The organism is Propionivibrio sp., from assembly GCF_029255185.1.
In the GTDB taxonomy this organism is placed as follows: domain Bacteria; phylum Pseudomonadota; class Gammaproteobacteria; order Burkholderiales; family Rhodocyclaceae; genus Propionivibrio.
The window spans coordinates 14,973-34,975 of record NZ_JAPUVO010000079.1; the positions used below are offsets into that span (position 1 = coordinate 14,973).

Annotated in this window: 18 protein-coding genes; 9 read left to right on the top strand and 9 right to left on the bottom strand. The window is 56.7% G+C overall.

Translation table 11 applies throughout. From position 1 onward, the window contains the following. Positions 1–186: 186 nt before the first annotated feature. Positions 187–411, bottom strand: a complete 225-nt coding sequence (locus tag Q1J43_RS05070; protein ID WP_301101301.1) for a hypothetical protein — start codon at positions 409–411, stop codon at positions 187–189. A gap of 563 nt (positions 412–974) precedes the next feature. Here Q1J43_RS05070 and Q1J43_RS05075 point away from each other — a divergent pair. Then, positions 975–2,411 (top strand): phage/plasmid primase, P4 family, encoded by a 1,437-nt coding sequence (locus Q1J43_RS05075; protein WP_301101302.1) that lies wholly within the window; start codon positions 975–977, stop codon positions 2,409–2,411. A 41-nt stretch (positions 2,412–2,452) separates the two neighbouring features. Here Q1J43_RS05075 and Q1J43_RS05080 read toward each other — a convergent pair whose 3' ends face one another. Together Q1J43_RS05080 and Q1J43_RS05085 are read right to left on the bottom strand one after the other, a co-directional pair. Beyond that, positions 2,453–4,054, bottom strand: coding sequence for a recombinase family protein (locus Q1J43_RS05080; RefSeq protein ID WP_301101303.1), 1,602 nt, complete (start codon positions 4,052–4,054; stop codon positions 2,453–2,455). Positions 4,055–4,087: 33 nt separating this feature from the next. Continuing rightward, positions 4,088–4,759: an exodeoxyribonuclease III gene (locus Q1J43_RS05085; protein WP_301101304.1), complete on the bottom strand. Its 672-nt coding sequence runs from the start codon at positions 4,757–4,759 to the stop codon at positions 4,088–4,090. A gap of 52 nt (positions 4,760–4,811) precedes the next feature. Here Q1J43_RS05085 and pyrE point away from each other — a divergent pair, with 52 nt between their 5' ends. Beyond that, positions 4,812–5,459, top strand: a complete 648-nt coding sequence (gene pyrE / locus Q1J43_RS05090; RefSeq protein ID WP_301101305.1) for an orotate phosphoribosyltransferase — start codon at positions 4,812–4,814, stop codon at positions 5,457–5,459. Beyond that, positions 5,443–6,069 (top strand): hypothetical protein, encoded by a 627-nt coding sequence (locus Q1J43_RS05095; RefSeq protein ID WP_301101306.1) that lies wholly within the window; start codon positions 5,443–5,445, stop codon positions 6,067–6,069. Before pyrE ends, Q1J43_RS05095 begins: the two co-directional genes overlap by 17 nt. A 14-nt stretch (positions 6,070–6,083) precedes the next feature. Here Q1J43_RS05095 and gatB read toward each other — a convergent pair whose 3' ends face one another. Genes gatB through gatC form a run of 3 tightly spaced genes read right to left on the bottom strand, consistent with a single transcriptional unit; the run spans position 6,084 to position 9,315 of the window. Continuing rightward, complete coding sequence (gene gatB / locus Q1J43_RS05100; RefSeq protein WP_301101307.1) at positions 6,084–7,535, bottom strand: Asp-tRNA(Asn)/Glu-tRNA(Gln) amidotransferase subunit GatB; 1,452 nt, start codon at positions 7,533–7,535, stop codon at positions 6,084–6,086. A gap of 14 nt (positions 7,536–7,549) precedes the next feature. Next, on the bottom strand, positions 7,550–9,031 hold the full coding sequence (gene gatA, locus Q1J43_RS05105) for an Asp-tRNA(Asn)/Glu-tRNA(Gln) amidotransferase subunit GatA (protein WP_301101308.1): 1,482 nt from the start codon (positions 9,029–9,031) through the stop codon (positions 7,550–7,552). Beyond that, positions 9,028–9,315 carry an Asp-tRNA(Asn)/Glu-tRNA(Gln) amidotransferase subunit GatC gene (gene gatC, locus Q1J43_RS05110; RefSeq protein WP_301101309.1) on the bottom strand — a complete coding sequence of 96 codons (288 nt, stop codon included), beginning with the start codon at positions 9,313–9,315 and terminating at the stop codon, positions 9,028–9,030. Before gatC ends, gatA begins: the two co-directional genes overlap by 4 nt. A gap of 101 nt (positions 9,316–9,416) precedes the next feature. On the opposite strand from gatC, the gene Q1J43_RS05115 reads away from it, so the two are divergent. The 6 genes from Q1J43_RS05115 (at position 9,417) to Q1J43_RS05140 (ending at position 16,036) form a co-directional block, all read left to right on the top strand. Continuing rightward, positions 9,417–10,460, top strand: coding sequence for a rod shape-determining protein (locus tag Q1J43_RS05115; protein ID WP_301101310.1), 1,044 nt, complete (start codon positions 9,417–9,419; stop codon positions 10,458–10,460). Between the two features lie 92 nt (positions 10,461–10,552). Continuing rightward, positions 10,553–11,482: a rod shape-determining protein MreC gene (mreC, locus tag Q1J43_RS05120; protein WP_301101311.1), complete on the top strand. Its 930-nt coding sequence runs from the start codon at positions 10,553–10,555 to the stop codon at positions 11,480–11,482. 3 nt (positions 11,483–11,485) lie between these two features. Next, entirely contained in the window at positions 11,486–12,007 is a 522-nt protein-coding gene (mreD, locus tag Q1J43_RS05125; protein WP_301101312.1) for a rod shape-determining protein MreD, read from the top strand. Positions 12,008–12,024: 17 nt separating this feature from the next. Next, positions 12,025–13,920, top strand: coding sequence for a penicillin-binding protein 2 (gene mrdA / locus Q1J43_RS05130; RefSeq protein ID WP_301101317.1), 1,896 nt, complete (start codon positions 12,025–12,027; stop codon positions 13,918–13,920). A gap of 9 nt (positions 13,921–13,929) precedes the next feature. Further along, complete coding sequence (rodA, locus tag Q1J43_RS05135) at positions 13,930–15,030, top strand: rod shape-determining protein RodA (protein WP_301101318.1); 1,101 nt, start codon at positions 13,930–13,932, stop codon at positions 15,028–15,030. Between the two features lie 13 nt (positions 15,031–15,043). Further along, positions 15,044–16,036, top strand: coding sequence for a septal ring lytic transglycosylase RlpA family protein (locus Q1J43_RS05140; RefSeq protein WP_301101313.1), 993 nt, complete (start codon positions 15,044–15,046; stop codon positions 16,034–16,036). On the opposite strand, the gene hypF is transcribed toward Q1J43_RS05140, so the two are convergent. From hypF to Q1J43_RS05155, 3 genes are all read right to left on the bottom strand, one after another. Then, positions 16,023–18,359 carry a carbamoyltransferase HypF gene (gene hypF / locus Q1J43_RS05145; RefSeq protein ID WP_301101314.1) on the bottom strand — a complete coding sequence of 779 codons (2,337 nt, stop codon included), beginning with the start codon at positions 18,357–18,359 and terminating at the stop codon, positions 16,023–16,025. The two genes, Q1J43_RS05140 and hypF, sit on opposite strands and share 14 nt — an antisense overlap. A 242-nt stretch (positions 18,360–18,601) precedes the next feature. After that, positions 18,602–19,672, bottom strand: coding sequence for an ethylbenzene dehydrogenase-related protein (locus Q1J43_RS05150; RefSeq protein ID WP_301101315.1), 1,071 nt, complete (start codon positions 19,670–19,672; stop codon positions 18,602–18,604). A 51-nt stretch (positions 19,673–19,723) separates the two neighbouring features. Continuing rightward, on the bottom strand, positions 19,724–20,003 hold a 280-nt coding region (locus Q1J43_RS05155; RefSeq protein WP_301101316.1), incomplete at its 5' end, for a cytochrome b/b6 domain-containing protein.

Sequence of the window (20,003 nt, forward strand, 5' to 3'; positions counted from 1 at the left end):
ACGAAACACGACGGAAAATTATTGCCGGTGCGATGGTGCTAAAACAGCACAGCGGAGACTGGCGAAGGGTTGGCGACCAACTACGATTAGAAAAGATGTTGGAACCCCGAGACTATGCCCTGTTCTACGGGGTGAATTCTCCGAGTAGCCAGCAGGCGGAGGATAAGCCCGCTGATTGGCGTGAGCTCATTCGACCGTCGAGCGACAACGCTTGATTGTGTTCGGAGTTTGCGGGGGCAGCAGGCAGAAACAAGATTTTTCGTTGCCCCCGTTGCTCTCGCATAGCATGTAGGCGGCTTGCCACTGTGCCGCCGCCGATTCGTTGTCGAAGGTGAGGATAGTGCCAAGTTCGCAATGCTCGATGAAGACCCGACCGCTTTCGTCCACGCCTGTTCTGAATTTTTCCATCATGCCCCCTCTGGTGTTTGGCTGATTCAACCTCGCACCCACCACAGGAAAATTCAAGCCCGACGACGAAGAACCAAAAGCAGTTGACTTTTGAGCGGCGACCCGGAGAATATTCACTCGTTATTTCGGTTTTCTACACGGTTGTAGACAGTCTGGGGTCAGACGTAGAAATTCGAAGGCTTGAACACTAAATCTATGGTGCCACGCCCGAGGCTTACTCGGGATAAACGATTGTCTCTCTTGCAGAGGCGGCAATCGAGGGAGTGCAAGACCCACATCTGCTCGGCGGAATTGCCTAACGGCTTTTCCATATGAGCATATTTTCTGGGGTTGCACCATGCACCAAACCAAATCGGCATTTCACAAAATTTATTGCCTTACGCATTGTGCTGATGGGCACGCGTTCGCACGCCAAATCACGACCCCAGAAAGCTAAAACCCAGCAAGGCGGGCTCCTTGCCGGGTTTCTGGTGTGCTTTGATGAACGTCGGACAACGTCAGATTAGCACTCCATGAGCTTCAGTCAAGGGTTCGGCACGCCTTGCTTCGTTGAAAGGAAACGAAGCATGAAGAAATCTCATAACGAGCAAAGTATTGAGTCCAAATTTGGCGAAGAACTCGGCGGCAGTGTTGACTGGGCTGTTTCCGGAGGGGTTTTTTTCCACTGGGAAGGCAGCTTCTGGCAAGCACGGGTTATCGAAAGGACAGAGGAAACCGAGGACGCCGAAGGCGTCGAGGTTATGAAGAGTGTTGCATATAAGTGGCTGAAAGCAAATTATCCAGCAGAAGCGAGCGACCGTAAGTCGAATGAGCTTATCAAGACGGCAATGCTTGATTGCCGCCGACTTCCCAAAGCTGGCAATCGGAACATTGTTCCGACTAATGGCTGCTATCTCGAAATCTGCCCAGATGGAAAAATTCAGGCTTTGCAACCAGAGCGTGAATTGGGCATCACCCATCTGGTAAATGCTGACATTGGCATTCATCAAGGAGTTTACACGCCGCGAGATTTGCCAAGCGACAGCCTCTTCTATCACTTCCTGAATAGCTCTCTCCCGCAGCCGGAGGTTCGTGAAATTGTGCAGGAGTATGTTGGCTACACTTTGATTTCTTCAACGAAATTTCAGGTCGGGCAACTTTGGCTTGGTGAAGGACGAAACGGCAAAAGCGTTTTGCTCGAAATTGTCCAGGCACTTCATGCCAAAACAGCAAGCATGAGCCTGAATCGCCTAACCGATTTTTATCTGCAACCGCTGGTCGGTGCATCACTTGCCTGCGTAAGCGAGGTGCCAAAAACCGGCGTTGACGGTGAGATGTTCAAATCTCTGATTGCGGGAGATTTGATTTCGGTTAACCGAAAACACAAGGATGTAATGGGCTACAAGCCAACAGCAAAGTGGCTGATGGCAGCCAATAATCTAATGAAGACTAACGACCATTCAGACGGTTGGTGGCGAAGGCTGCAAATTATTCCTTGGTCAGTTCAGATTCCTGATAACCAACTTATTCCAGACCTCGCTGAAATGGTATGTGCGAAGGAATTGAATCTGGTGCTCGACTGGGCATTGCAAGGCGTTAGTCGCTTGCTCAAAAGAGGGCTATTTGATGTGTCTTCGACTTTGCTGACTACAACTAGACAGGAAGCCATCGAGGCATCAAATCCTGTTGCTGCTTGGCTTGCAGAAATCGAGCCTGTATCGCATCAAATTGGAATGCCAAAAAATGACGTATTCATCGCGTTCCGCAAATGGGCTGATGATAATAACTATCGCTGCCCTGAGAAAAACGTTTTCTGGCAAGAAATGCGACGTGTTCTGAAAAATCGTTTCGAAATCGACAAGCGATATCAGAGGCAGCATTGCGGACAGAGTGTCGATTACGTCCGTTTCGCGTTTGGTGATGCCTTGCGGAATCTGGAAGCACCTTGGGATGACGACGAAACGCCAGCGACTGAGTTTATTCAGCCGAGAACCAAGCCAATCCAGCTCGGGGCAAGGTTTTGATTGATTGTTAGAAAGCGGGGGCAACCCCGCCTTTTCAAAATTTACGTCGCTTTTTTCTTTGCCGCAATTTCTTCCCTGCTCATGCCTGCATCTTTTCTTCTCGCTCGTCCGAGAAACTCGCGGGGGATGTTCTGAGCAATTCCGACACCTGAGACTTGATAAATCATCACTGCATCGTCGTGAAATTCGATGCGCTTGATGACCCTTCGAAGAGCGTCCGACAACTTGAATCGCTCCTCGGTTTTCGATTTGTCGCCAATCCAAATGAGAGCGTTGTCGACAAGATTGTCGCCAAAACAACCGCCAATTTTAGGCACGGTTGCCAATTCCTCTCGTGCTGCTTCGAGTTCAGATTTTGCCTTGTCGGCTTCCGCTTCAATAGCTACTAGTCGCTGTAAGAGCAAGGTCGAATTCCCACACTCTTCAATCGCCAAGATGATTCTATCCGCTCTGCTTGTTGCATCCGCTGCACGTTCTTCTGCGATGTTGATTCGTTCACGGATGGCTTCCGAGATTGCATCGTCCCTGAACGCATCTTCTTCAAAACGTCCGAGATTCGACAACACCGTGTTGACGATGGCGAGTTCTGATATCGATAGACATTTCGACCGTCCCGCTTTGCTCCCTATGCAGTAATAGCGAGAGTTGCCCCGAGTGGTTGGGGCTTTCCGTTCCATCCGTTCACCACATTTGCAGTAGAACAATCCGGCGAAAACGTCGGCGTTGATTCCTCTGAGCCGTTTCGGTCCTGTCCTGCCTTTCAACGCGACTTGCACACGGTGCCAAAGCTCTTCCGGCACTGCTGCTGGAAAATAATTCTGAACGGGGTCGCCGTCAGGGGTCAGAGTGCCTTCAACCATTCGCATAGGTTGCCATTCGCCAAGGACTCGCCTGTCCCGTAGCAATCGGGAAATGCCTGTGTGTTCCCAGCCTTTGGTGTTTGTTCGTTGTCGCCACGGCATCGCCCATCCTTCTTCCGTTGCGATTCTGGCGATGGCAACGCCACCAAGCCCACTTGCAGCATGTTCAAAAACTTGGCGCACGGATTCCGCCTTGTCGGGGATGAGTTCCCAGCCTGATTTGTCTGCTTTCGGTTGCATCCAACCGCTACCGTGCATTTTCGAAACGACTGGAAGCCCCGCTTGTCGTTTGGTTTGGAAAGCGGCAGATACGCGTTTAGCCTTCGTGCTGCTCTCTTCATGGGCTCGGGAGAAGAGCAGAACGGACAACATGAACGACACCGTTTCCTTAATCGTCTCGCTGTTCCATTCCTTGTTGTCGACCATCGATACAACACGGACACCCTTTTTGACGATTTTCGTCAGGAGGTCAACGGCTTCGGGCAGGGTCGCTCGCGAGAGTCGGTCTAGCGATTCGACTAGAAGAATCGAGCCTTTTGGAACTTTTCCCGCCTCGATGGCTGCCATGAACGCACCAAGAGCCCCATAATTGGCATTGTCGCCTTTGAAAGCAGAGACCCCAAGGTCGGACAAAGAAAGTGATTCGTCGAGAACAAGCCCATGTTCATTGCACCATACTTGTGCAAGCCGTGTTTGGCGTTCGAGAGAAGTGCCTCTTGCTTGTCTTCCCGATGAGAAGCGACGGTATGAGAATACGCGGGTGCTTTGGGTATCTGGATTCATACACCCAATTATGCAGGTATTTTGTGTGATTGACTAGTCGAGCCGCCAACCAACGTTCTTGGCCCGGGCCTGACCGCGATTGCTCCACCACGTGTAGCATTCGTCGGTCGCTGCCGGATGCAACTGGCGATAGACGTCAGTCCACCCGGCTTCGCTCAACACCCGGCCGACCCAGGCGCGCTCATCAGGGAGAAAGCCGGAATTCTTCCGGTTGCTTTTCCAATTCTTCAGATCGATTTCCTGATGGGCGATGTTCCAGTCGCCGCAGATCACCACATCGCGCCCACTCTTTGCCAGTGCGAGAAGTTGGGGATAGAAAATGTCCATGAAGCGGAATTTGGCGGCCTGACGCTCCGGCGAACTCGAACCCGAAGGTAGGTAGAGCGAGACCACCGACAGATTGCCGAAGTCGGCGCGCAGATAGCGGCCTTCGGCGTCGAACTCGGTGTGGCCCGTGCCTTCGTGAATGGCGTCAGGCTTTTTCCGGCACCACAGGCCGACGCCGCTGTAGCCTTTCTTTTCGGCACAGTGGTAATAGGCATGCAGGCCGCCCGGCGCCTTCATTTCGTCAGTGAGATCGGCATGCTGAGCCTTTAGCTCCTGCAGGCAGACAATATCGGCGTTCTGCGCCGTCGTCCACGGCAAAACGCCTTTGCTCCATGCTGAACGAATACCATTGAGGTTTAGTGTAATGATGCGTAACATAAGGAATCCTTGCCGGTACCGGTTTTGATGAGCTTTAGAAAAACACAGGATTATGGATTTTCGTCAGGAATTCATCGAGTTTGCCCTGGAGCAGGATGTTTTGCGTTTTGGCGAGTTCAAGACCAAGGCCGGACGGCTGTCGCCCTACTTCTTCAACGCCGGCCTCTTTAACAACGGCACGGCGCTGGATCGCCTGTCTCAATTCTACGCGAAGGTGATCCTTTCCAGTAACGTGGTCGTCGACATGTTGTTCGGGCCGGCCTACAAGGGTATTCCATTGGTTGCGGTGAGTGCGCTGGCCCTGGCGCGTGCCGGGCGCAATCTGCCCTTCGCTTTCAATCGCAAGGAAGCCAAGGATCATGGTGAAGGCGGCAGTAGCATTGGGGCGCCGCTAGCGGGCCGCGTACTGATCATTGATGACGTCATTTCGGCCGGCACATCGGTGCGAGAATCGGTCGAATTAATCCGTGCGGCGGGCGCTACCCCCTGCGGTGTGGTCATTGCTCTTGACCGCATGGAGCGCGGCAGCGGACCGTTGTCGGCGGTCCAGGAAGTCGAACGGGATTACAGCATGCCGGTGCTTGCCGTGGCTACGCTGAACGACTTGTTGACTTACCTGGAGGTGCAACCGGGCTTCAAGGCCCATCAAGCGGCGGTGGCGCGTTATCGTGAGGAGTATGGCGTTGATCAAAATCATTAGGCTGACCGGGTTGGCGCTGCTGCTCGGGTTTTGCGGCCCGGCGCTGGCGGCCGGCAATCTTTATTGTTGCATCGATGCCACCGGCAAGCAGGTGTGCGGGGATCTATTGCCGCAGGCCTGTTATGGGCGTGCCTATCGCGAGCTCGGTGAATCCGGACGAACGACACGGATGGTTGAAGCGCCGCTGACTGCCGAACAGCGCGCCCAGCGTGCCGCTGAAGAAGCGCAACTGAAGGCGGAAGAAGCCGCGCTCAGGGAAAAGCAGCGCAAGGACCAGGCCCTGCTCAACACCTACGGCAGCGAGAAAGATATCGAAGTGATGCGCGTGCGTGCGCAGGACGATGTGAAAAAATCGATTCGGGCCGCCGAGGCCAAGATTGTCGAAATCCGCATTCAGCGCAAGATTTTCGAGAACGAATCCGAGTTTTACACCAAGAAACAGCTGCCGCCCGAAGTGCAAAAAGGACTGCGCGACGCGGACTACGAAATCAAGGCGCAGGAACTGGTCATCGAATCCAAGAAACAGGATCTCGAAGCGATCCGCCTCAAATACGACGAGGATCGACGCCGCTATCTGGATATCGCGCGCCGCGCCGCATTGCCGCGTTGAGGAACTGAACTCGTCTACCCGAGTTTCCGGCGTAGTAGCTCGTTTACCTGCTGCGGATTGGCTTGGCCCTTGGTGGCTTTCATGGCCTGCCCAACCAGCGCGTTGAAAGCCTTCTCCTTACCCGCCTTGAACTCGGCGACCATCGCCGGATTGGCAGCCAGTACTCCGTCGATCAGCGACTCGATAGCGCTGCTGTCGTTAATCTGCTTGAGTCCCAGCTTCTCGATGATCTCGTCTGCCGAACTGCCCTCGCCGTTCCACAGCGCCTCAAAAACCTTTTTTGCGATGTTGTTAGAGATGGTGTTGTCAGCGATACGCGCCAGTAGGTTGCCGAGTTGAGCTGCCAAGACCGGCGAGTCGCCAATTTCCCTGTCCTCCCTGTTAAGACGCGCTGCCAGATCAACCGTTACCCAGTTGGCGCATGGCTTGCTGTTTGCCTTGCCAGCGATGGCGACGGTCGCTTCATAGTAATCAGCGATATCAAGCGATGCGGTCAGCGCCGCCGCATCATAGGCGGACAGCGCATAGTCAGTCACAAAACGGTCGCGCTTGGCGACCGGTAGCTCCGGCATCGCCGCCTGGGTGCGCGCTACCCACTCGCGATCAATGATCAGCGGCAGCAGGTCGGGGTCGGGAAAGTAGCGGTAATCGTGCGCGTCTTCCTTGGTGCGCATGGTGTGTGTTTCGCCGTTCTCGGGGTCGAAGAGGACGGTGGCTTGCCCGATGCGGCCACCATCCTCAATGGTGGCGATCTGCCACTGCACCTCGTAGTCGATGGCCTGCTGCATGAAGCGGAAGGAATTAAGGTTCTTGATTTCGCGCCGGGTGCCGTACTCTTTTTGTCCCAGAGGTCGAACCGAGACGTTGGCGTCGCAGCGGAACGATCCTTCCTGCATATTGCCGTCGCAGATGCCGATCCAACGCACCAGTGCGTGCAGCGCCTTGGCGTAGGCCACGGCTTCGGCGGAGGAGCGCATATCGGGTTCAGTTACGATTTCGAGCAGCGGCGTTCCGGCACGGTTCAGGTCGATCCCCGATTTCCCATGAAAATTCTCGTGCAGCGATTTTCCGGCATCTTCCTCAAGATGGGCACGCGTCAACTGGATGGTTTTTTCCGTGAGGCTATTGCCCTGGCCTAGCTGAATCGTCAGTTGGCCACCAACGACCACTGGCAGTTCAAACTGGCTGATCTGGTAACCCTTGGGCAGATCGGGGTAGAAGTAATTTTTACGCGCGAAAACTGATCTTGGCGCAATCTGCCCATCAACGGCCAGGCCAAAGCGGATAGCGCATTCGACGGCGGCGCGGTTCAGTACTGGCAGCACACCGGGCAGCGCGATATCGACCGCGTTGGCTTGCGTGTTGGGCTGCGCACCGAAAGCGGTTGAACTGCCGGAAAAAATTTTTGATTGCGTTAAAAGCTGGGCATGCGTCTCAATGCCGATTACCACTTCCCATTGTTTCATCGCTTGTTACTCGCTCAGTCAATGCCTTGGGGGCGCTGGAGATGCCATGCGTTGGCCTGCTGGTAGCGGTGCGCCACATTGAGCAGCCGGGCTTCGGAAAAATAGTCGCCGATCAGTTGCAGGCCGGCCGGCAGGCCGTTGGCAAAGCCACAGGGGATCGACATTCCCGGGAGTCCGGCGAGGTTAACCGCAATGGTATAAATATCCGACAGGTACATCTGCACCGGATCGGCCGCTTTTTCGCCCAGTTTGAATGCGATGCTCGGACTGGTCGGCCCCATGATCACGTCGCATTGCTTGAAGGCTGCCACAAAGTCGTTGGCAATCAGGCGCCGAATGCGTTGCGCCTGCAAATAGTAGGCATCATAGTAGCCGTGCGAGAGGACGTAGGTGCCGATCAGGATGCGCCGCTTGACCTCGGCGCCAAAGCCCTGGGCCCGGCTGCGGGCGTACATTTCGTTGAGGTCGCTGTAATCGGGGGCACGGTAACCGTAGCGCACACCGTCAAAGCGCGAGAGATTCGAGCTGGCCTCAGCCGGAGCGATCACGTAGTAGGACGGCACCGACAGCTTCATGTTAGGCAAACTGATGTCGACCAATTGTGCACCAAGCCGGCGGTATTCGGCGATGGCTGCGTCGACCAGTTGCATGACTTCGGGCGCGCAGCCCGATCGTTCGCTGGTGCCAAAAAACTCCCGGGGCAGGCCGATTCTCAGTCCGGCCAGGGGTTTGTCGCTGGCAACGGCGGAAAACTCGCGGCTGTAGTCTTCCTTGGTGCGGTCAAGGCTGGTCGAATCGCGTTCGTCAAAGCCGGCCATGACATTGAGCAGCAGCGCGCAGTCTTGCGCCGAACGCGCCATCGGGCCGCCCTGATCGAGTGAGGAGGCATAGGCGATCATGCCGTAGCGTGAAACCACGCCATACGTCGGTTTCAGTCCGGTCAGATTGCACAGCGCCGCCGGTTGGCGGATCGAACCGCCGGTATCAGTGCCGGTCGCGGCCGGCGCCAGCAGGGCTGACACCGCCGCCGCCGAGCCGCCCGACGAGCCACCGGGAACGCGCGCCATGTCCCAGGGGTTCTTTACCGCGCCGTAGTAGGACGTTTCGTTCGACGAACCCATGGCGAACTCGTCCATATTCGTCTTGCCGAGAATGACCGCGCCAGCGGCATTGAAACGCTCGATGATGCTGGCATCATAGGGGCTGACGAAGTTATTCAGCATTTTTGAACCACAGGTGGTCAGCCAACCCTTGGCGCAAAAAATGTCTTTCTGCGCCAAGGGAATGCCGGTCAGTGGCGTGGCCAGACCCGCAGCACGCATTTCGTCCGCGGCCTTGGCCTGAGCCAGGCTTTTTTCGCCGTCGACGGTGATGAAGGCGTTGAGCAGCGGGTTGTGGCGCGCGATCCGATCAAGATAAAGCTGGGTCAACTCGACGCTGGAGATCGTTTTTTCGGTTAGCGCCTGCGCCAGTGCTGACACACTGCGCCCTATCATTCCATCACCTGTGGCACAAGGTAGAGACCGGCCTCGGTCTCGGGAGCAAGCGCCTGAAAGTCTTCGCGGCGATTTGTTTCGCTGACCTGATCGCTGCGCAGGCGCTGGGCGAGATCCTGGGCGTGCGCCATCGGCTCGACGCCTCGGGTGTCGACAGCCTGCATCGTTTCGATCAGTGTGAATATTCCGTTCAGGTGGCCGAGTGTGCTTAGCGCCTCGGCGTCGCTGACTTCGATTCGGGCGAGGTGGGCGACGCGCCGAACTTGTTCCAGGGTAAGCGACATGGCTATGAAATCAGTATGGTATTAAAACAGGGAGCCATATAAGGTATCATAAATGCTTTGTACGCCGCATCCCTTGCGGTTACTTTCACGGATATTCAGGCATGTTCAGTTTTTTGCGCAGTTATTTTTCGAATGATCTTGCAATCGATTTGGGTACCGCCAACACCTTGATCTACGTGCGTGGCAAAGGCATTGTTCTCGACGAACCGTCGGTTGTTGCCATTCGCATGGAAGGTGGTCCGAACGCAAAAAAGACCATCCAGGCTGTCGGACAAAGTGCCAAGGACATGCTCGGTAAGGCCCCGGGCGCCATCACGGTGATTCGCCCGATGAAGGATGGTGTCATCGCTGATTTCACCGTAACCGAGCAGATGCTCAAGCAGTTCATCCGCAAGGTGCACGATTCCCGCCTGCTTTCGCCCAGTCCGCGCATCATCATCTGCGTGCCTTCGGGGTCGACGCAGGTTGAGCGGCGCGCCATTCGCGAATCGGCCATCGGCGCTGGCGCCAGTCAGGTTTTTCTGATCGAGGAGCCAATGGCGGCAGCGATCGGGGCCGATCTGCCGGTTTCCGAACCGACCGGATCGATGGTCGTGGACATCGGCGGTGGAACGACCGAGGTCGGCGTCATTTCCCTTGGTGGCATGGTTTATGCGGGTTCAGTACGCGTTGGCGGCGACAAACTCGACGAAGCGATCATCAACTACATCAGCCGCAACTATGGCATGCTGATCGGCGAGAACACCGCTGAAAATATCAAGAAGCGCATCGGTTCGGCTTTCCCGGGTGCCGAAGTGCGCGAGATGGAGGTCTCCGGAATCAACAAGGCCGAAGGCATTCCGCGCAAGTTCACCATTTCCTCGAATGAAATTCTTGAAGCGCTCACCGAACCGCTCAATAACATCGTTTCGGCGGTCAAGTCGGCGCTTGAGAAGACGCCGCCCGAACTTGGCGCCGACATTGCCGACAAGGGCATGGTGCTGACCGGTGGTGGTGCACTGCTGCGCGACCTCGACCGTCTGCTGATGGAAGAAACCGGCCTGCCGGTGATCGTCGCCGAAGAGCCGCTGACCTGCGTGGCGCGCGGTTGTGGCATGGCGCTAGAGAGGATGGATAAGCTCGGCAGCATCTTCACCTCGGACTGAAATTCAGTAAGGTGTACCGGGTGAGGCGTGAGGAGTAAACCCCTTACCTGTTTTGAATCAAATCACCCTGTACTTTTTGCCTTCACTGACGCATGGATCATCAACCCCCACCGTTTTTCAAGCGTGGACCGGCACCGCTGGCGCAACTGTCCTTCTACGCCGCACTTTCGCTGGCGCTGATTTTTATTGACTCGCGCTTTCAGACGCTCGAACTGCTACGCCAGGGAATGTCGATGTTCACTCATCCCCTGCAACAAGCGGCACATGCACCGGTTGAGTATCTTCAGAATGCCGGCAACTATTTCTCCGGCATCACCCGTTATCAGGACGAGAATTCTCGCTTGAAGCGCGCGCAACTCGCTGGCGCCGGAACCTTGTTGCGCACGCGCCAACTGGAAGCGGAAAATGAGCGCCTGCGCAAGCTGCTCGACGTCAAGGGGCGGCAAAAGGCGAACGGACGGGTAGCACAGATTCTTTATGCGGCACGCGACCCTTTTTCACGTCGTGTGATCGTCGACAAAGGCCAGCAGGACAAAATAGTTGCCGGTCAGCCGGTGGTCGATGATGCCGGTGTCATTGGCCAGGTGACGCGGGTTTTCCCTTTTGTTGCGGAGATCACGCTGATTACCGACAAGGATCAGGCGGTACCCGTGCAAATTGTTCGCAACGGCCTGCGCTCGGTCGTTTTCGGACTCGGCAACGGCCAGCTTGAGCTGCGCTTCATGCCCGCCAATGCTGACGTACAGAATGGTGATCTGCTGGTGACTTCAGGTCTCGATGGCATTTTCCTGCCCGGGCTCCCGGTGGCCAAAGTAGTGCATATCGAGCGTGACACCTCCTACTCTTTCGCCCGCATTTACTGTGTCCCGGTCGCCGGTGTTGAAAACTTTGGCGACGTCATGGTCCTCGACCCGCGCGAGACGATCTCACTGCCTGTGCAATTGACCAGCGAAGCAGTGACGAGTGGCGTAAAGCCGTCGCTCAAGGCCGGGAGCAAGAAAAAGCACCTTAAAAGGGAATGACCGATGCACGCTACCTATTCCTCATCACGCATTCTGCAGCCGGTTCGTCCGTGGTTCATTAGGGTCAGCCTGATGGTCGCGCTGATCCTTGATTTCTTGCCAACCAGAGCCTGGCCATGGGTGCCTGACTGGGTGGCCCTGGTTACCGTCTTTTGGAGCATTCGCGAACCGCGCCGCGTCGGCATGGGGACCGGCTTCATTCTCGGATTGGCCATGGATGTGGCTGATTCGAGCCTGATGGGGCAACATGCGCTGGCTTATGTTCTGGTCGCCTACGCCGCTACCTGGCTGTCGCGCCGAATCCTGTGGTTTCCGCTTGGGCAGCAGGCCATGCATGTCTTGCCGCTGTTGTTAATGGTGCAGTTTGTGCAGTTTGCCGTACACGCCATGCCCGGAGGGCACTTTCCCGGGGTGAGCTATTTTGTCGGCCCGTTTGTCGGCGCCCTGCTGTGGTTGCCGCTGACCTTTATTCTGCTCCTGCCGCAGTATCAGCCGGTCGAGCGTGACGCTAACCGGCCAATCTGAGGAAATCCGTCTTGTACATCCGGCATTCGCCACTGAACTCGCGGGATAGCGAGCTTGACCGCTTCCGCTTCCGTATTGCCTTTGCGGCGAGTGTGGTGGTGCTGGCTTTCGCTATCCTGATCGGGCGCTTCATCTATCTGCAAATCATTCAGCGTGACTATTACACTACCCGCGCCGAAGACAACCGCATATCTCTGGTGCCGATTACGCCCAATCGTGGCGTCATTCTCGATCGCAATGGCATCGTTATGGCACGAAACTATTCAGCGTTCACTCTGGAGATTACGCCGTCAAAAGTCGAGAGTCTTGATGAAACGATTGAAGGTCTGGGCAAACTTATCGAAATCCTGCCCAAGGACAGGCGGCGCTTTCGCCAGCTGCTCGAAGAAAGCAAATCCTTCGAAAGCCTGCCGATACGGACGCGACTTTCCGACCAGGAAGTCGCCCGTTTCGCTGCCAACCGCTATCTGTTCCCCGGCGTTGAAGTCAAGGCGCGGCTGTTCCGGCAATACCCGCTTGGCGCGATTGCCTCGCACGCACTGGGCTATATCAATCGCATCAACAAGGGGGACCTTGCGATCATCGAGAAGCACGAGCAAGAAGCCAATTACAAGGGCACTGACCACATCGGCAAAACCGGCCTCGAACAGAAGTACGAGTTCCAGTTGCACGGCGAGACGGGCTATGAGGAAGTCGAGATCGATGCCGGCGGGCGAGCGGTGCGCAGCCTGGCGCGCACGGTGCCGGTATCCGGCAATAACTTGACGCTGACGCTCGATGCGCGTTTGCAGGAAATTACGGAAAAAGCCTTTGGCGACCGGCGCGGCGCGCTGGTCGCCATCGAACCGTCGACCGGTGGAATTCTCGCGTTGGTATCAACGCCAAGCTTTGACCCGAATCTGTTTGTCGACGGTATTCGTACGGAAGACTGGGAGCAACTGAACAACTCGCCCGATCGACCGATGGTCAACCGCGCTCTGAACGGCGCCTATCCTCCAGGCTCAACCTTCAAGCCCTTCATGGCGCTGGCCGCACTCGAGTTGGGCAAACGCACACCAAACCAGACGATCTCCGATCCCGGTTTCTACAATTTCGGTGGTCACGTCTTCCGTGATGACAAGAAGGGCGGGCACGGACTCGTGGATATGTACAAGTCAATTGTTGCGTCGTGCGACACCTACTACTACATGCTGGCTAACGACCTGGGCATCGACAACATCGCCCGCTTCATGGGCTCACTCGGTCTGGGCCAAAAAACGGAAATTGACATCGAAGGCGAATCGGAAGGCGTGCTGCCCTCTCCGGAGTGGAAAAAACGCCGCTTCAAGCGCCCGGAGCAGCAGAAATGGTTCGCCGGCGAGACCATTTCGATCGGCATCGGGCAGGGCTATAACGCCTACACACCGATTCAACTGGCGCAAGCCATGGCGGCGGTGGCCAACGACGGCGTGATCTATCGCCCGCACCTCGTGCGCTACATTACCGACAGCAGGACGGGCGAGAAAACCCTGATCGAACCCAAACCGCTGCGCACCCTCCCCTGGAAGCAGCAAAATATCGATACGATCAAGAATGCAATGATCGGCGTCAACAAGGAGGGAACCGGTGCCCGCGCGTTTTCCGGAGCCGGTTACGTGTCCGGCGGCAAAACCGGTACGGCACAACTATTCAGCCTCAAAGGTGGCGACTACAAGGCCGGAAACCTGAAGCAGGAATTGCGTGACCACGCCCTGTTCATCGCCTTTGCGCCGGCCGATCAGCCGAAGATCGCACTTGCCGTCCTCGTCGAAAATGGCGGTTTCGGCGCGCAGTCGGCGGCGCCGATCGCGCGCATGGTGATCGATTACTACCTGCTGGGCAAGTTGCCCAATGGACCGGTGCAGGATGACGAGACGCCGGAAGAGGAGGAATAGGCCGTGTTTCTGAAGCTGCTGTACCGATTCCGGACTCGTCTGGTCGAGCATATCGACGGGCCTTTGCTGGCGATCAGCCTGGCCCTGATGGCCTTCGGTCTGGCTACCGTCTATAGCGCGACCTACGATGCCAACAGCCGCGCCCTGAGTCAGCTGCTTAACATGCTGGTCGGCCTGGCGGCGATGTGGGGGGTCGCCCAGCTCCCACCGCAGAAGCTGATGCGCTTCGCCGTTCCGCTCTACATCCTCGGCGTCGTCTTGCTGGTGATGGTGTACCTGGTCGGAGTCAAAATCAACGGCGCGCGGCGCTGGCTGCCGGTAGGCTTCACGAGAATCCAGCCATCCGAGATACTCAAGATTGCCATGCCCTTGATGCTGGCCTGGTATTTCAACAAATACGAGGCCGCCCTGAGTTTTCGCCACTACCTCATTGCTGGTCTGCTCCTGATCGTTCCTTTTGGCCTGATCGCCAAACAGCCTGATCTGGGAACGGCAATCCTGGTCGGCGCGGCAGGCTTTTACGTCATCTTCTTCGCCGGCCTGCCGTGGAAGGTGATCATCGGCATGACCGTCGCTGGCGTCAGTGCCGCACCCTTTGTGTGGACTATGCTGCATGACTACCAGCGCAAGCGCATCCTGACCCTGATCGACCCGACCACCGATCCGCTCGGCTCGGGCTATCACATCATTCAGTCGACCATCGCCATCGGCTCCGGCGGCAGCTTCGGCAAGGGCTGGCTCGCGGGTACGCAAACCCACCTCGAATTCATCCCTGAACGACACACCGACTTCATTTTTGCCGTTTTTTCCGAAGAACGCGGTTTGCTCGGCAACTGCATTCTGGTCGCCCTCTATCTGCTGCTGATCGCCCGTGGCCTGATGATCACGGCCAACGCGTCGACGCTTTTTGCGCGCGTCCTCGGCGGTTCGATCACGCTTAGCTTTTTCACCTATGCTTTTGTCAACATGGGCATGGTCAGCGGAATTTTGCCGGTGGTTGGCGTCCCGCTACCGTTCATGAGTTATGGTGGAACCGCGCTGGTGACGTTGTTTCTCGCTCTCGGCATACTCATGAGCATCCAGTCGCACCGGATGCTGGTCAAGAAATAGTGAGGAGTTGCGCGTGAAGCACGTACAGTCGATAGTGCCGCTCATGCTGCTGTTTCTGGCCGCTTGCGGTGGTCAACCGCCACGCCCGGTTGATAGCGTCAAGCCCGCTGTCGAGCCACTGCCCCCGCCGGCCAGCCAGGTGCGCAAGCCGGCCGTGACGCAAAAGCGCGGTGGTGGATATTACAAGGACGATGGACCGGGTGATGATATTCCGGACAATCTGGACGACATCCCCGATGCCCAGCCCCGCAGCGAACCGCTGCACCGTTTTGCCAACAAGCCCTACATCGTTCTCGGCAAGTCCTATGTGCCAGAAACCAGCCTCAAACCTTTTCGCCAGCGCGGCATCGCCAGTTGGTACGGGAAAAAATTCCACGGCCAGAAAACCTCGATTGGCGATCCCTATGACATGTTCTCGATGACCGCAGCGCACCCGACACTGGCGATCCCCTCCTACGTGCGGGTAAGCAATGTGAGCAGTGGCAAGTCGGTGATCGTGCGCGTCACTGATCGCGGCCCTTTCCACGCCGATCGTATCATCGACCTTTCCTACGCTGCGGCGTACCGCCTGGGCTATGTCAACAACGGCAGTACGCAGGTTGAGATCGAAGCCATCCTGCCTGGTGACGCAACACAAGTGAGCTACGCCCAGGTCAAACCGCTGGCGCTGCCCGTCAAATCCTCAACGCTCATTGCCGAACGCGACGAGATTGAAATTCTGACGACACAACTGGCTGTCAGCGAGACTGCGGCGTCGTCTCCGGCACTTATCCAGAAAGGGGTTTTCCTCCAACTCGGCGCGTTTTCCAATGCCGATAACGCCGAAAGTCTGCGTTCGCATTTGGCGCGCGAACTGGACTGGCTAAACGAAGGAATCCAGGTCAATGTCGGTGCAGGAATGTACCGCGTCCATCTAGGCCCTTACGCCAGCCGTCCCGACGCCGAAAAAATAGCCGAGAAGATACGCCTGGCGCTTGGCTACAAACCTACTTTCATAACGCGCTAGGCGGGGTTTCCTTACTCTTGCCGAGCAGGTACTGTTGGGCAATCCACGCCTGACCCAGCGCCAAGCCGCCGTCATTGGGCGGCAGGCGACGGGCCTCAATCAAATGCAGGCCATGGCCGCCGAGACGTGAACGTAAGCCACGCGCCAGTATCATGTTGAGGAAGCAGGCGCCACTGCCGACAATTGTGCCGTTTGCCGGCGCCACCGTGTAGACCCAATCGGAAAGTGCGGCGACCAGCGTGGCATGAAAAATGGCAGCGCCGCGCCCAGGATCTTTTTCGTCGGCCAGAATCGAAAAAAGCGGCAGCAGATTCAAACAGCCATCTTTAATCGTCCAGCCATCGTTGACCGGCAATATATCGCCGTAGCGCTCGGCGAGCCCTTCGAGTAAGCTCGCCGCCTGTCCGTCAAAGGCCATCATCGATTTCACGCCGAGCAGGCTGGCTGCAGCATTGATGTAACAGCCAAGGCTCGACGTCTGAGGACAGTGCGCGCCACCCTCAAGCGTTTTATTGACGGAAGCCGCGCTAAGCTGCTGCGCAAAACGCTGTTCGATTTCCTGTCCGCGCCCAAGTTGTTGCAGCACTGCAGCGGCTAGACGCCAGGGTTCTCTGATCGCGTGCTGGTCGGCCAGTTGCAGCGGCGCAAGATGGCCGAGGCGCTCGAAATACGCACCATCAACACGCAATAGTTCGCCACCCCAGTCGCCACCATCGGCTCCCAGACCAACACCATCGAGCGCCAGTGCGATAACCGGCGCGTCGACCCGGTGTTCGGCCAGAACCGAGGCCACGTGGGCGTGATGATGCTGAACGGCAAGTGCCGGCACCCCCCTTTGGTGGGCGAAGTCCAGGGCAAAATGTGTCGAGTGAAAGTCGCGGTCGAAATCGTGTGCAATAAGCGCCGGTTTGATCTCGATAAACTTGAGCAGGCGGGTGATGGTGGCGTCAAAAAAATCACAGGTCGCAACATTATCAAGATCGCCGATATGCTGCGAAACAAAGGCTTCATCGCCACGCGTCAGGCAAACGGTGTTCTTGAATCGCCCACCGACGGCCAGCACCGGCGGGCCGGAACGAGGCAACTTGATAGCGCGCGGCGTATAGCCTCCCGCACGGCGAACAAGTTTCAATCCGCCGGGGCCGGAACGCGCGACACTGTCGTTGCAGCCTGACATTATCTCGCGACCATGCAGGAGAAACGCATCAGCGATTTCCGACAGGCGCTGCAGGGCGTCGTCATTATCAATGATCAGAGGCTCGTCCCCGGGGTCGGCGCTGATCATCACCAGTGCAAGTTTCTGCGGCAGATCAAGCCAGCCAAGACCTTCCGGGCTACCGGCTGCCGCGTGGAAGAGCAGGTACTGTAGCGGTGTGCACGGCATCATCACGCCCAGCCAGCCTAGACCTGACGCCACACCCGGCAAAGCCGCATCGCAGCTGGAGCGTTTTTTGAGCAAAATAATCGGTCGTTCCGGCATCGCCAGCAATCCCGGTTCGCCAACGCCCAACTGAACGAAAGTGCTGGCCGAAGAAGCATTGGCGAGCATCACGGAAAATGGCTTCTCGTCGCGCTGTTTGCGCTGGCGCAGTTCGGCAACAGCTTTTGCGTTGCGCGCGTCGCAGGCCAGATGAAAGCCTCCCAAGTCTTTGATGGCAACGATTTTCCCCTGTGCCAGGAGGGCCAGGGCCTGGGCTATCGGGTCGCCAGGCAGAGGCCGACCCGCGCCATCGAGCAATGCCAGCTCGGGACCGCACTTCGGGCAACAATTCACTTCATTGTGATGGCGTCGATCGCCAGTCCGACGGTACTCGTTTTGACACTTCGGGCACGGGGTGAAGGGTTTCAAGCTGCTGCGTTCGCGGGTGAAAGGCAGGGCGCGGCAGACGCTGTAACGCGGACCGCAATTGCTGCAACTGGCGAAAGCATGGCGCCAGCGCCGGTTCGCTGGATCGAACATCTCCGCCAGGCAATCGCGGCAGACGGCGGTGTCGGGCGCGATCATTGCCGCAGCCCGCCCCCCCAGGCTGTTCAGGATATAAAAATCCTCAGCGACGCACTCGACAACCGTATCTTGCGCAAGCACGGAATCGATGCGCGAAATCGATGGCGCATCGTCCTGCAGTCGTTCAATCAGATTTTGCACCTGCTCGGCATCACCGCAGACTTCAATTTCCAGGCCATGGTTATCTTTTCTAACCCACCCGGTCAAATTGAGCTCCTTGGCCAGACGCCAGACAAAGGGACGGAAGCCAACGCCCTGAACGAGGCCACTGAGCCTGATGCGCTGGCAGACGATATTTAAACTTTCTGAAGCTTGCACGCGGGTAGGTGTCCGAAATCGTTTCTCTGAAACTTGGGCGTTCTTGCGGATCGTCGAGTCGATGCTCCTCCAAATCTCAAAGCATTATATCTGACGGCAACGAGCCCGGTGGCACTTGCGGCATTCCGAGCTTGACGAATTAGGGCCAGTCAGTTCGGCAAGGAGGAGATGGTGTGTAAAGGAAACAGGCTTATTTCCGTTCTCAGCGGAAATAAGCCTGTCATGGCTTACAGAAAAACCGCTTACTTCTTGAATTGCAGGATCAGCGGTTCCTGAACAAAGGCGTGACGAACCTGGGCGTTGTCGAAGAAGGCCATGCCGAAGCCGTAGGTCTTGGCTAGATCGCTGAAGTTGACGTCGAACTTCGAACCGGTTACCAGCTTGCGGGCGATTTCGATAGTCCACTTTCCGTTGGCCCACTTGGAGCTGACCTGCACATCACCACGGTCGCCAACGAAAGAGGAGACGAGGATCGAGGCAACTTCATCGCCTGCCTTGAACTTGGAATCATCGAACGCCACCTTGTCTTCGGCCTTCAGCCAGTACGTACCGCCTTTGTTGGCTGCTTTGCCGTCCTTGTTCATGAATTCGGGCTTGCCGTTGACCAGTTTGATGTCGTCGTAACCACCGCCGGTCTTGGGGTCAACCTTGCGGCCAGCGTTGGCATCCTTGGCGGAGAACGGAGTGTTGTCCAGATAGCCGTCGTCAACTTGCCCGAGAGGAATGCCTGTGCGCACCTGTTTCAGGTGCCATAGATCGCCAATTTCGGCATCATCGCCCGTGTATTTGTTGCCGTAGGGCTTGCCTGGTTCGCCGGCATGGCAGGCTGCCTGGCAGGAAAAGCGCTCATTGAAGCCGAAAATAGAGTCATTGATGTTCCAGAGCACGGCCAACTTGTCTTCGTAGAAAATATTGTTGTCGCCGCCTTTGTCGTCCTTATCTTTAAGCATGGCCCAGGTGCCATCCGCCTGTTTCTGGTACGGGCTGCGCTGAACCGAGTAGGTCGGATCATCGTACTGCACCAGCAGGTAAATCATATCGTCCGTGTAGACCACCTGAAGTGTTCCCTGGGTTTCGCCTTTCTTGTCTTTGAAGTTGGCGCCCTTGACGGCCTTAAAGTTGACCACGGGAGCACCCTTCCAGGCGGCGTCATCGGCCACGCCATCAAGTTTCGGAGCCGCCGTGACCTTGACGGCGACGACCGGTACTGGCTTGAAAGCTTTGGGCTTCTCTTGCTTTTCTTGCGCAAAGGCGCCGCTACCGGCCAGAGTAGCGACGACAGCCAGGGTGATTGAGCTCTTGATAAAGTTCATTTCCACTTCCTCCTTCGAAAAAACAAACAAGAAAACCGGAACGAGTACTGACTATTCGTGCTCGTGCCAGCCGGTAAACATCATTTTGAACATGGAGCCGACGGTCTTGCCGGTGGTGCCCAGATAGATGTGTGACATCATGAACAACAGGATGGCCGCGGCCGTCAGATAATGGAGCATGGCGACTGGCAGCAGGCCGTCAAAACCGAACAGCTTGTCCGGCGCGAACTCGGGATACAGATAGACCAGCCCGCTAATGACCACGGTGGGCATCAGCAGGTACATGACGTTCCAGTAAGTGAGCGCTTGCAGCACGTTGAAGTGCTCTTCC

What these genes read in the sequence shown, in the direction of transcription:
- gatB (WP_301101307.1), bottom strand. Translation starts at nt 7,535, where the DNA reads ATGAAACAATGGGAAGTGGTAATCGGCATTGAGACGCATGCCCAGCTT.
- Q1J43_RS05075 (WP_301101302.1), top strand. Translation starts at nt 975, where the DNA reads ATGAAGAAATCTCATAACGAGCAAAGTATTGAGTCCAAATTTGGCGAA.
- pyrE (WP_301101305.1), top strand. Translation starts at nt 4,812, where the DNA reads ATGGATTTTCGTCAGGAATTCATCGAGTTTGCCCTGGAGCAGGATGTT.
- Q1J43_RS05070 (WP_301101301.1), bottom strand. Translation starts at nt 411, where the DNA reads ATGATGGAAAAATTCAGAACAGGCGTGGACGAAAGCGGTCGGGTCTTC.
- mreD (WP_301101312.1), top strand. Translation starts at nt 11,486, where the DNA reads ATGCACGCTACCTATTCCTCATCACGCATTCTGCAGCCGGTTCGTCCG.
- Q1J43_RS05115 (WP_301101310.1), top strand. Translation starts at nt 9,417, where the DNA reads ATGTTCAGTTTTTTGCGCAGTTATTTTTCGAATGATCTTGCAATCGAT.
- Q1J43_RS05150 (WP_301101315.1), bottom strand. Translation starts at nt 19,672, where the DNA reads ATGAACTTTATCAAGAGCTCAATCACCCTGGCTGTCGTCGCTACTCTG.
- Q1J43_RS05085 (WP_301101304.1), bottom strand. Translation starts at nt 4,759, where the DNA reads ATGTTACGCATCATTACACTAAACCTCAATGGTATTCGTTCAGCATGG.
- mreC (WP_301101311.1), top strand. Translation starts at nt 10,553, where the DNA reads ATGGATCATCAACCCCCACCGTTTTTCAAGCGTGGACCGGCACCGCTG.
- gatC (WP_301101309.1), bottom strand. Translation starts at nt 9,315, where the DNA reads ATGTCGCTTACCCTGGAACAAGTTCGGCGCGTCGCCCACCTCGCCCGA.
- Q1J43_RS05080 (WP_301101303.1), bottom strand. Translation starts at nt 4,054, where the DNA reads ATGAATCCAGATACCCAAAGCACCCGCGTATTCTCATACCGTCGCTTC.
- gatA (WP_301101308.1), bottom strand. Translation starts at nt 9,031, where the DNA reads ATGATAGGGCGCAGTGTGTCAGCACTGGCGCAGGCGCTAACCGAAAAA.